We start from the raw sequence: 12,084 nt of genomic DNA on the forward strand, positions 1-12,084 counted from the left end.
CGCTCCGTCTTCTCACTGTCAGGACTTCAATGACCCTGCTCTCGGCACCCACCGCGCCCCGATTCGAGCACCGCACCGACCCGGGTCCCGCGCTCGGTCTCACCACGGTCCGGCCGCGCCTGAGCTGGACTGTGGCGAGCGCGCCCGACGGGTTCGAGCAGTCTGCGTACGAACTCGAGATCGTCCGAGGCGATGAGGACCGGGAACGATGGGTCGTGGAGACGGCGGACCAAGCGCTCGTGCCATGGCCCTCCGCCCCGCTCGAAGCGCGCGAGACCGTGCGCGTCCGGGTTCGCGTGAAGAGCACCGACTGGAGCCCATGGAGCGAGCCCGCTGACGCAGAGGCCGGACTCCTCGGGAGCAACGACTGGCGGGCGCGGTTCATCACTCCGGTGGGAATCGGCGGAATCCGACAGGCGGCGCCAGAACTGCGCGGCACGATCGACGTGCCCCACCAGGTGGTGCGCGCGCGACTGTTCGCGACGGCCCACGGCCTCCTCTCCGCTCGGTTGAACGGCACCCCGATCGACGACACGCTGCTGGCGCCCGGCTGGACGTCCTATCCGCATCGACTTCGCTACCGCGCATACGACGTGACCTCGCTCGTCCAGGAAGGGACCAATGTTCTCACCGTGACGCTCGGCAACGGCTGGTGGCGCGGTCGCTTGGGCTTCTTGGGCGAACGTGCACACTATGGAGATCGGCTTGCCTTCCTCGGACAGCTCGAAGTGACGACAGCGGACGGTGCCGTCCACGTGCTTGCCACCGACAGCACGTGGCGGGCGCGGGAGTCCGGCATCCTCATGGATGACCTCTACGACGGCCAGACGACGGACCTGCGGCGCCCCGCGGCCGCGTCGTTCGAGCACGCAGTGGAGACGATCGACGCGGATCTGAGCATCCTCGTCGGTGAAGACGGGCCTCCGATGCGCATCACGGAGCGTATCGAGGCACGCCGGGTCTGGCGGTCGCCGAGCGGAAAGCTCCTTGCCGACTTCGGGCAGAACCTGGTGGGCTGGGTGTGCCTGAAGGTCCGCGATGCATCGCCTGGCCAAGAGGTCGTCGTGCGACACGCAGAGGTTCTCGACGAGGGGGAGCTCGGCATCGGACCGCTCCGCACGGCCAAGGCAACAGACACGTTCTACCTTGCGGGCCGGGGCGAGGAGCAGCTTGAGCCCTGCTTCACCTTCCACGGCTTCCGCTACGCCGAGATCACGGGTGTCGACGACATCACCCCGAACGACATCGAGGCCGTTGTCGTCGGCAGTGATCTGCGCCGGGCGGGCTGGTTCGACTCCAGCCACACCCTCCTCAACCAGCTTCACAGCAACGTCGTGTGGGGGATGCGCGGCAACTTCCTCGACGTGCCGACCGACTGTCCACAACGCGACGAGAGGCTCGGGTGGACAGGAGACATCCAGGTCTTCTCGCCCACCGCGACCTACCTGTTCGACACCTCGGGCTTCCTCTCCTCCTGGCTGGCCGACGTCGCGGCCGAGCAGGATCCCTCCGGACGGGTCCCGCACGTCGTCCCCGACATCCTCCGCTCGGAATTGACCTCAACGCCGACCGCCGCCTGGGGAGATGCCGCCACCGTCGTGCCGTGGGTGATCTGGGAGAGGACCGGCGATCGCGGCATTCTCGAACGCCAGTTCGCGAGCATGCGCGCCTGGGTCGACCACGTTGCGTCCATCTCGGGCCCCGACCTGATCTGGCGGGGCGGCATCCAGTACGGCGATTGGCTGGATCCCACGGCCCCGGCCGACGATCCGTTCAACGCGAAGGCCGATCCGGACATCATTGCGACGGCGCACTTCGCGAGGTCGGCCGGCATCGTCGCCCAGGCGGCGGCGGTGATCGGCGATGGCGCGAACGAAGAGCGGTATCGGGAGCTCGCTGAGCGCGTGCGCGCCGCCTTCAACTCCGAATTCGTGACTCCATCCGGCCGGATCGTCTCCGAAGCTCAGACCGCCTACGCGATGGTGCTGGAGTGGGGCCTGTTGACCGACGTGCGACAAAGGGCGGTCGCAGGCGCCAGACTCGCTGACCTGGTCCGCGCGAGCGCGTTCCGCATCTCGACCGGATTCGTCGGTACTCCACTTATCTGCGACGCCCTCACCAACGCGGGCTACCCGGATCTGGCGATGCGACTGCTCCTACAGACAGCACCACCGTCTTGGCTGTACCCGGTCACCGTCGGCGCCACCACGGTCTGGGAGCGGTGGGACAGCCTGCTGCCCGATGGCACGATCAACTCCAACGGCATGACGTCCTTCAACCACTACGCCCTGGGTAGCGTCGTCGACTGGGCGCATCGCCGGATCGCCGGACTCGCGGCCGGGGAGCCCGGATACCGCACGCTCGTCGTCGCGCCGATCGTCCCGCCGCAGCTCACCCACTGCTGCACACGACACACGACGCCATATGGCGACGCCTCCGTGTCGTGGCGGCGCGCCGATGGTGTGCTGACCCTCGAGGTCGAGGTACCTGTGGGGACGCGCGCGCTTGTCACGCTGCCGGGGAGTCCGAGCAGCACCACTGTGTTTCACGGGCGCCACATCTGGGAGGTCGCCGAACCTCCCGTCGAAAGGAAGCCCCTGCGCACTATCCGCGACCTCGTCGATGATCCTCGCGCGTGGGAAGGGCTCACCGAATTCTCCGTCGACAACGGACTCGCGGCATCCGAGGTGCGGCTCGCGCAGCTTCTCGCTCCGTTCTTCGACCGGCCCGTCGAGGAGCTCGGAGAGGCGGTCTGGACGAAGATCTGGCCGGCGGACTCGGTCAAGGCGGAGCTTGAGAACCTCATCGCCACAATGGTGACCGCGACGGCATCTACGGACGCCGTTGCGTCGGCCAGCGACCCGATCGGAGTGGCCCTTGTCTGAGTCAACCGCCGTCTCCACCGCGCGGGCGGGCGGCCGCAGCGGGGAGTTCCAGCCGATCCTTCCCGGGTTCTACCCCGACCCCACGATCTGCCGCGTCGGTGATGACTACTACGTCGCCAACTCCAGCTTCGAGTACTTTCCCGGCGCGCCGCTGTTCCACAGCCGCGACCTCGTGAACTGGACGCAGCTCGGCAACATCCTCACCGACCGCATGCAGTTCCGCCGCGGCACCACCGGACCGTCGACCGGCATCTACGGCTCGACGCTCCGGCATCGGGACGGTCGCTTCTGGTTCATCACGACCAATGTCAGCGACTTCGACAGCGGGCAGATCATCGTCCACGCTGAGGATCCGAGCGGCCCCTGGAGCGCCCCGGTCTTCGTGCGCGATGCGATCGGCATCGACCCTGACCTGTGCTGGGACGACGACGGCACCTGTTATCTCACGTGGCATGTGCTCGACTTCACCGTCGGCGGGCAGGGGATCCGTCAGGCCCCGATTGACCTCGCGACGGGCCGGCTGCTCGAGCCCCACTATCCTGTCTGGCAGGGGAGCGGGATGCCGGCCGCCGAGGGTCCGCATCTCTACAAGATCGACGACCTTTGGTACATGCTGCTCGCAGAGGGCGGAACTGAACGCGGACATTGCGTGACGGCGGCGCGGAGCTCCAGCCCCCGCGGGCCGTTCGAACCGTGCCCCTGGAATCCAGTGCTCACGCACCGGAGCACCGTCCACCCCGTGCAGAGCGTGGGCCACGCAGACCTTGTCCAATCGCCGGACGGCAGCTGGGCGATCGTCTATCTCGGATCGCGACCCCGCGGCTCGACGCCCGGCTTCCACGTCCTGGGGCGCGAGACATTCTTGGCGGGAGTGGACTGGGTCGACGGCTGGCCGGTGGTCGAGGAAGGTCGTTTCGAGGTTCCGGCGCCATCGACGGGCTTCGTCGATGACTTCGCGGAGGCGGAGCTGGGCCCGCGTTGGGTCGTCCCCGATTCCGAACCGGACGTCGTCGTCACCAGGCATCCGCTCGGAGGTCTGTCGTTCCCGGGCGCGGGCGCATCTTCCGATTTGTTGTGCACCCGGGTCCGCGATTTCGCCTGGACCGCAGACGCCCTCTTCGAGACGTCGGGCGAGCTGCGGCTTCGCCTTGACGATCGGCATTGGTGCGCCGTCATCGTGGAGAAGGGTCGAGCACGGGTCGTCGTTCAGATCGGCGACGTCTGTCAGGAAGTGGGCTCGGTGGCGGTCACCACACGTCGGTTCACGCTCCGCCTGGAAGCCACCAGCCCGCAGTCGGCACCGGTCCCATTCGGGTATGCCGGGCCCGACGATATCGCGCTCTCGGTGCGCGTCGACGAGGGGTTCGAGGAGCTCGCACGACTCGACGGGCGATACTTCTCCACTGAGGTCGCCGCGGGATTCACAGGCCGGATGCTGGCCGTCGGATGTCCCACCCTTGATGGGCGGATCGTCTCACTGTCGTACCGGCCGTCGGGATCATGAGTGCGCGGGAACGCCGGGCGGTGTTTGGGGAGGTGCGTGGAGCAGATCACGCACACTCGGCGCCGCTCCCGCGGTGATATGAACGGAGAATCATGACGAGGCACCTCTTCAACGACGATTGGGCGGTGCGCCGCAAGATCAGCGGGTTCGTCGATCTCATGGGCGGTGCGGAGTGGCAGAAGGTGACCCTCCCGCACGACGCCATGATCGAGTTCGCGCGCTCCGCGGACGCACCCGGCGGCGCGTCGGCCGCTTTCTTCCCCGGCGGCGAGGTCGAGTACGCGAAGCGATTTGCGGTGCCTGTCGAGTGGCGTGACCAGCGCGTCGCCATCGAATTCGAGGGCGTGTATCGAGATGCCATGGTCTACGTGAACAACGAGTTCGCGGGCCAGTGGAGGTACGGGTACAGCGTCTTCCGAGTGCCCCTCGACGCGCACCTGCGATACGGCCAGGACAACGTGATCCGGGTAGAGGCGCGGGCTCACCTCGACTCCCGGTGGTACACGGGCCTCGGAATCTATCGCGACGTGCATCTCGTCCTCACACCGCTAGCCCACATCGTTGACGATGAGATCCGCGTGACTACGCCGGATGTCGACGGGGAGCGTGCGGTCGTGGAATCCGCGGTTCTTGTGCGCAACGAAAGCCACCTGACGCGCCAACTGGTGCTCGAGGTCGAAGTGCGGGACGACGACGGCGAGGTCGTCGCTCTCAACAGCGGACCGGTGACGATCCACCCGAACCGGACGACGACCGTCCGCAACCGCCTTTACGTTGATGACCCTCGCCGGTGGGGAGTAGACCACCCGCATCTGTACGAACTCCGTGCGCGCTTGCGTGACGAGGATGGCCACGAGTCGCACGAGGTGAGCACATCCTTCGGCATCCGCACACTCCGCATTGATCCACGTCACGGACTCCGCATCAACGACGAGCCGGTCAAGCTGCGCGGCGCCTGCGTTCATCATGACAACGGACCACTGGGCGCAGCCACGGTCCGACGCGCGGAGGAGCGGCGGATCGAGCTCTTGAAAGCAGCCGGGTTCAACGCCATCCGCAGCTCGCACTGCCCTGCCAGCCCCGCGATGCTCGACGCGTGCGACCGTCTCGGCGTACTCGTATTTGATGAGACGTTCGACGCATGGACGGAGATGAACAAGCCCTTCGATTACACCCTCGACTTCCCGGAGTGGTGGGAGCGCGACGTTGACGCGCTCGTCAAGAAGGATTTCAATCACCCCAGCGTGATCCTCTACTGCATCGGCAATGAGATCCACGAGTACGGCTCCGGCTTCGGAGCGTCTCTCGCACGCGACATCGCCGAGCGGATTCGCCTCAGGGACGATACGCGCTTCGTCGCGACCGCGGTCAGCAGCTTCTGGGCGGTGGCCGGTGAAGTCATCGACGACCTCAAGCAGCGCCTCGAGGATGCGACCGCCCGCGGCGTCAACGACGTGATGAACGAGATGACGGAGTTCTTCGACGGCGTAACGGTGTCAGACGTCGTGACCGTGCGCACGGCTGAGGCTCACGCCGCCGCAGACATCGCCGGACTGAACTACGCCGAGGCTCGATACGCGTCGGACGCTCGGGTCTTCCCGAATCGCGTGGTGCTTGGTTCGGAAACCAACCCGCGGGTGACGGCGCAGTCATGGATGCAGACTCTCGCGCATGATCACGTCATCGGCGGCTTCACCTGGACCGGCTGGGACTACCTCGGCGAGGTCGGATTGGGACGCACCGATTACACGGATGACCCTGAGGTTCGCGGCGGCGGCGATCCGGCATTCCCCTGGTTGACGGCGTGGGCAGGCGATCTGGACATCACGGGCTTCCGCCGCCCCCAGTCGTACTATCGCGAAATTGTCTATGGTCTGCGGAAGGAGCCGTACCTCGCGGTGCTGCGGCCCGAACACTACGGACAGCGCAGGCTGGAAATGCAGTGGGCCTGGAGCGATGCAGTGGCGAGCTGGTCATGGGACCTCCCGCAGGGCGCACGCGCCGAGGTCGAGGTCTACAGCGACGCGGACGAGGTCGAGCTCGTCCTGAACGGCACCACGCTGGGCCGTTCGCCCGCCGGGCCGGCACACGACTTCCGCACACTCTTCGACGTCGCTTACGAACCGGGCGAGCTTGTTGCAGTCGCCTACCGCGACGGGGTTCCGTGTGAACGCACCACCTTGGTCACGGGGTTCGAACGGCAGCTCGTGGCATCTGCAGACCGTTCACGCATCCGTGCGGACTCGACGGATCTGGCGTATATCAGCATCGAGTTCCACGACGAGCACGGTGGGCTGAACCCTTCGCCGGACTCGGTCGTTCGCGTAGCTGTCGATGGCGCTGGTGAGCTCGCCGCGCTGGGTTCGGCGCGCCCGGTTACTGAAGAGCGATTCGACGCAGCCAGCTGCACGACGTTCGATGGGCGGGCGGTCGCCATCGTACGCCCGTCAGGTGCAGGAGAGATCACGGTGACCGTCAGCGCCGGAGGGATGGTGGACGCTCAGGTCACGGTGACCGCCGAGGCGGTCTGATTGCATCCGGGGACGACCTTGGCCCAGTCCGACGTTGCCCGGAGTCGTAAACCCGGAACTGACGGGCGCGAGGTCACACGAACGTTGCGCAAAACTCGCCCCCTGCGTACCTCAAGGGCGGCGTGCGGCGTAATGTGGGGATCCCCGCCGTTCGCGGCGTCGATGCTCCCGGGAGACCCGGCAGTGCGCACGGGTATGAGAAGGCGCCACGCGATGGCTCCCCACTCCTCGATTCTTGCTCTTGTCACGCCGACCCCTCGGTCACCCCGGCGTCGACGTCGACCGCCCGGTCGCGGTGATCGACTTCCGCGGGTCGGACTGCTCGTGCTGGCATCAGCCGTCTTCGTGTCGATGACCACCGAGTTCCTCCCCGGCGGGCTGATTCCCGACATCGCCTCGAGCTTCGGCCGCCCGGTCGCCGAGGTGGGCCAGCTCGTCACCGTCTTCGCGGCCACCGTCATCCTCGCGACGGCGCCGCTCGCGGCCGCGACTCGCCGCGTCCCGCGCAAGGTGCTCGCGGTCATCGCCCTCTCCGCCATCAGCGCGGCCAGCGCCCTGGCGGCACTGGCGCCGACATTCGAACTGCTGGTCGTGTCCCGAGTGGTAGGGGGCGCCGCGCACGGGCTCTTCTGGGTCGTAGCCGCGGCGTACGCGGCCGATCTCGTCCCGCCCACTCAACTGGGCCGTGCGACTGCGATCACCGCGGCGGGCGGATCGCTCGCAAGTATCCTCGGCATCCCCGTCGGAAACGCGCTCGGCCAGGCGCTCGGGTGGCGGGCTGCTTTCGTCGCCATCGCGGCCGTCGGCGTCGTTGTCGTGGTTGTGCTCGGGTTGCTCCTGCCGCCAGTCGGAGCGGCCGGTGGACCCCGGCCGTCAGCGCGCCCACGACCAAAGACACCCGAGACTGGAGGTGCAACGAGGTCCACAATGCCAGCTGTCCTGCTGCTCTGCGGGATCATCCTTTTCGTCGTCATCGGGCAGACGACCATCGGGACATACTCGGTGGTCTGGCTGACGGATGTCGCCATGCTCCCTAAGCAGGCCGTCCCGCTTTATCTGCTCGCCACCGGAGTCGCCGCCCTCGTCGCCCTTGCACTCGTCGGCCGCCTGGCCGACGCCTTCCCGAACGCGACGCTCGCGGTCGCGACCGCCGGAGTCGCGGCGCTCGTGGCGTGCTTTCCTCTCGCGGCGGCGGCTGGGCTCACTCCGCTGATCGCCGTCGCGATCACGCAGGCCATGTGCTTCGCGGTTGTCCCCATCCTGCTTCAGGCACGCATCATGCGGGTCGCGGCTGCAGACCAGCGCGTGGCGGCAGCAACGCTCCAGACAACAGCCTTCAACGTGGCGATCGGTGGCGGAGCCGTCATCGGTGGGTTGGTCGTCAGCGGCTTTGGAGTGTCATCGCTTCCCTGGGTGTCTGCGTTGCTCACCGCAGCCGGACTCTGCGCCCTCCTGCTCGCTCCATCCGTCCGCGTACCACCAGCCGAGGCCCACTATGTCTCTTGACACCTCCTTCAAGAACCAAGCCCTGAGCGCCACCGAGCGAGCCGACCTCCTCCTCGGCCAGATGACCCTTCGGGAGAAGGCGCACCAACTCGTCTCGGTGCCGCCCTGGTACCTATCCCTCGCCGACGGCAGCGCGCCGGCGGAGCGCTCAGAGTGGCTCTCCAAAGCACCCGGCCACATCTGCAACTTCGGGGTCGATGACCCCGTCACGATGGCGAGGATCGTCGGCGATCTTCAGCGCACCGCGATTTCAGGAACGCGGCTGGGAATACCGCTCCTCGTCCACATCGAGGCCCTCAACGGTGTCCTCGCCGGCGGCCACATGGTCTTTCCGACACCGATCGGACTCGCAGCGGCTTGGAGCACGGACCTCGTGCAGCAGATGGCCGACACCATCCGTCGTCAACTCATCCGGGTCGGCGTCCGCCAGGCGCTGTCGCCGAACATGGACGTCGCTCTCGATCCGCGTTGGGGACGCGTGCACGAGACGTACGGTGAGGATCCATACCTCGCGGCCGCCCTCGGGATCGCGTACACGCGGGGTCTGCAGGGCGATGATCTGCGTGCGGGTGCGATTGCGACCGCGAAGCACTTCGTCGGATACAGCCTGCCAACGGGCGGCATGAACCTTTCATCCTATGAGGGCGGTGCTCGGCGCACCCGGGACCTGTTCGCCTATCCGTTCGAAGCGGCGATTCAGCATGCAAACCTGCAATCGGTGATGAACTCGTATGGCGACGTCGATGGTGTGCCTGCGGCAGCCAATCCCGACATCCTGACCACGCTTCTGCGCGACATTATCGGTTTCGACGGCTTCGTCGCCAGCGACTACATGACCCTCGAGCACATCGTCACTCGCCAGCGTGCTGCCGCGACGGCTGGGGAGGCAGGACGGCTGACGATCATTGCCGGGCTCGACACCGAGTTCCCCATCCCATACGGCTACGGTGACGCGCTCGTCACGGAGGTGGAAGCCGGTCGCGTCGACGTCGGTCACGTGGACCGCTCCGCGCGCCGTGTGCTGACCGCCAAGTTCCGGCTGGGGTTGTTCGAGAACCCGTATCCGACTGAACGGATCGACCTCGACGCCGTCGCCGGGGAGGGGCGCGAGCTGTCGCGCGAACTGGCGGCACGGTCGGTGGTGCTACTCAAGAACGATGGGCTGCTTCCCCTCGCCCCCGAGACGACGCGCGTCGCGGTCGTCGGTCCCCACGCGGACGCGGTGAAACTCCAGTTTCCCACCTACAGCTACCCCGCTTTCCGCGACATGACCACCTTCATGTCGGACGGTGGGATGGGGAACATGGTCGGGATCGACCCGGGCATGGCGGCGTGGAACAACAGCCTGTTCCGGTCCATCCCGGTTGAGGATTTCGTCAGGGACCGGCTGGGTGCCACGTCGCTCGTCGATGAGATCCGCAATCGCACCGCGGCTGTCGAGGTCGTACAGGGAAGCGGCCTGACCGATGACCTCGGCGCCGAGGCTATCGCGGAGGCGGTCTCCGCGGCCGAGACGTCCGACGTCGTCGTCCTCGCTCTTGGCGGGGCGAGCCTCTGGTTCAACGGAGAGCGGACCGAGGGGGAGGCGAGCGACTCAGTCGATATCTCGCTGCCGGCCGCACAAACCCGGCTTGCCGAAGCCATCGCGGCCACGGGCAAACCGCTCGTCGTCGTGCTGGTGCAAGGGCGCGCCTACGCGCTCCCGCAGGTTGTTCAGGACGCAGCAGCGATCGTCGTGTCTGCCTACGGAGGCCCGTTCGGGCCCGCGGGCGTCGCGGACGTGCTCTTCGGAGCATCGAACCCCAGTGGAAAGCTGCCGTACAGCATCCCTCGCCACTCCGGTCAGATTCCCGTTTACCACCACCAGCGCTACGGCACCGGGTACCGCAACCCACTGCCGCCCGACGTCGACAAGCATTACCTCGACATGCCGGCGACGCCCGCGTATTCGTTCGGCCACGGCCTGAGCTACACCCGCTTCGGCCTCTCACACCTGTCGGCTGGCCAGGAGATGACCACCCGCGGGCAAGTCGCGATCTCTGCGACCGTCGCGAATACGGGTGACCGGCACGGGGCCACCGTGGTGCAGCTCTATGTGCGGGTGAACACCAGCGGCGCTACGCGCCCAGCGCAGCAGCTCGCGGGCTTTACGCGCGTCGAGCTTGATGCCGGCGAGTCGCGGCGAGTCGAATTCACGCTGGCGGCAGCACACCTCGGCTACACGGACATCCGCGGCGAGTTTGTCGTCGACCCCTCGACCGTCGACGCCTGGTTGAGCTTCGACTCAGAGACCCGCCCCTTGCAGACGACGATCCGGGTGACGGGGCCTCGGCGCGCGTTGCGCAGCGCGGACCGGGTCTTCCTCTCAGATTGCACGACGACTCCGTCCGAGATGGGACCTTCTTCATGACCCCTTCGAAGGTCCACCACGGGTGGAAGGTCGCACCCAACGTCGGGTTCTTCTCGGAGATCAGCCGAGGACCGGGGACCGGCGTCGGCGGAGAGGATGAGGTGAAGGCGGCCGTCATGGTCGAGGCCGGCGGGCAGAGCGGGGAGCGCGCCGATGAGCAATGACCCGACGGATGGGAAGCGGGCTGTCGAGTTGACGATTGAACCGCTTGGGGTGGGCGGCCCAGCGGTCTCCCGTCTGTGCATCGGTACGAGCCCACTCGGGGGTATGCCGCACCTGTACGGGTATGACGTCGCGGCCGAGGATGCGATCGCGACGGTGCTGAGAACCTTCGAATCGCCGATCAACTTCATCGACACGTCCAACAACTACGGGAACGGCGAGAGCGAGAGACGAATCGGTCAGGCGATCGCAGTCGCCGGTGGGCTCCCGCACGGCATTGTGCTGGCGACGAAGGCGGACCCGCTTCCGGGCTCGAAGGAGTTCAGCGGCGAGCGAGTGATGTCGTCGCTCAAGGAGAGCTTGCTTCGGCTAAGGGTCGAGCGCGTTCCCGTCTTCTACCTGCACGATCCTGAGCAGTTCGAGTTCGACCAGCTTGTTCGACCCGGGGGCGTCGTCGACGCGATGAAGGAGCTGAGATCCCGCGGCCTCGTGGACAGGATCGGAGTTGCAGGCGGGAGCATCCCGGAGATGCGACGCTACGTTGACACTGGGGTTTTCGACATCCTGCTGAACCATAGCCAATACACGCTCCTCGATAGGACCGCCGATGAGCTGATCGACCACGCGGTTGGCGCGGGCCTAAGCTTCGTCAACGCGGCTCCGTATGCGAGCGGCATGCTCGCCAAGCCCGCGGACAATAGGCCGCGATACCAGTACCGGGAGCCGGATCGAATGATCGAGAAACGGGTAGCCCGCCTGCGAGATGTGTGCGCGGATTACGCCGTACCACTCGCGGCGGTCGCACTTCAGTTCTCGACACGAGATCGCCGTATTTCCTCGACCGTCGTGGGCGTGTCATCGCCGACGCGGGTCGATGAGCTAATCAGAAACGTGGGTCTCGAGATTCCGACGGCCGTGTGGGACGAGGTCGACGACGTCCTCGCCTGAGTAGCCGCAAGAAGTCGCCTGCCAGATGGCGCAATGCCGGCTCGGTCGGCGCAGGCGGTAAGTCATTGTTGACTCGGCGATCGCCCACAGTGGGGACCCTAACCGCCCTGTCGCGTGGCCCAGGCCGTTGCGGCTGGA

At 66.8% G+C, this 12,084-nt stretch carries 7 protein-coding genes; all 7 read left to right on the forward strand.

All coding sequences use genetic code 11. The features are described 5' to 3' along the window. Window positions 1-29 precede the first annotated feature (29 nt). The 7 genes from ACFVSU_RS01790 (at window position 30) to ACFVSU_RS01820 (ending at window position 11,946) form a co-directional block, all read left to right on the forward strand. Window positions 30-2,885 (forward strand): family 78 glycoside hydrolase catalytic domain, encoded by a 2,856-nt coding sequence (locus ACFVSU_RS01790; protein WP_387137197.1) that lies wholly within the window; start codon window positions 30-32, stop codon window positions 2,883-2,885. Then, window positions 2,878-4,389, forward strand: coding sequence for a family 43 glycosylhydrolase (locus tag ACFVSU_RS01795; protein WP_387137200.1), 1,512 nt, complete (start codon window positions 2,878-2,880; stop codon window positions 4,387-4,389). The genes ACFVSU_RS01790 and ACFVSU_RS01795 overlap by 8 nt, the downstream gene beginning before the upstream one ends. Window positions 4,390-4,481: 92 nt before the next feature. Then, complete coding sequence (locus ACFVSU_RS01800) at window positions 4,482-6,920, forward strand: glycoside hydrolase family 2 TIM barrel-domain containing protein (RefSeq protein ID WP_387137203.1); 2,439 nt, start codon at window positions 4,482-4,484, stop codon at window positions 6,918-6,920. 324 nt (window positions 6,921-7,244) lie between these two features. Further along, window positions 7,245-8,426: an MFS transporter gene (locus ACFVSU_RS01805; RefSeq protein WP_387137206.1), complete on the forward strand. Its 1,182-nt coding sequence runs from the start codon at window positions 7,245-7,247 to the stop codon at window positions 8,424-8,426. Then, window positions 8,416-10,836, forward strand: coding sequence for a glycoside hydrolase family 3 N-terminal domain-containing protein (locus ACFVSU_RS01810; RefSeq protein ID WP_387137209.1), 2,421 nt, complete (start codon window positions 8,416-8,418; stop codon window positions 10,834-10,836). The genes ACFVSU_RS01805 and ACFVSU_RS01810 overlap by 11 nt, the downstream gene beginning before the upstream one ends. Next, window positions 10,833-11,000, forward strand: coding sequence for a hypothetical protein (locus ACFVSU_RS01815; protein WP_387137212.1), 168 nt, complete (start codon window positions 10,833-10,835; stop codon window positions 10,998-11,000). Before ACFVSU_RS01810 ends, ACFVSU_RS01815 begins: the two co-directional genes overlap by 4 nt. Beyond that, a complete protein-coding gene (locus ACFVSU_RS01820; protein ID WP_387137215.1) occupies window positions 10,990-11,946 on the forward strand; it encodes an aldo/keto reductase in 957 nt (318 codons plus the stop codon). Before ACFVSU_RS01815 ends, ACFVSU_RS01820 begins: the two co-directional genes overlap by 11 nt. The last annotated feature ends 138 nt before the right edge of the window (window positions 11,947-12,084 follow it).

The sequence above is a fragment of the Microbacterium sp. NPDC058062 genome (assembly GCF_042885375.1).
Taxonomy (GTDB): domain Bacteria; phylum Actinomycetota; class Actinomycetes; order Actinomycetales; family Microbacteriaceae; genus Microbacterium; species Microbacterium trichothecenolyticum_C.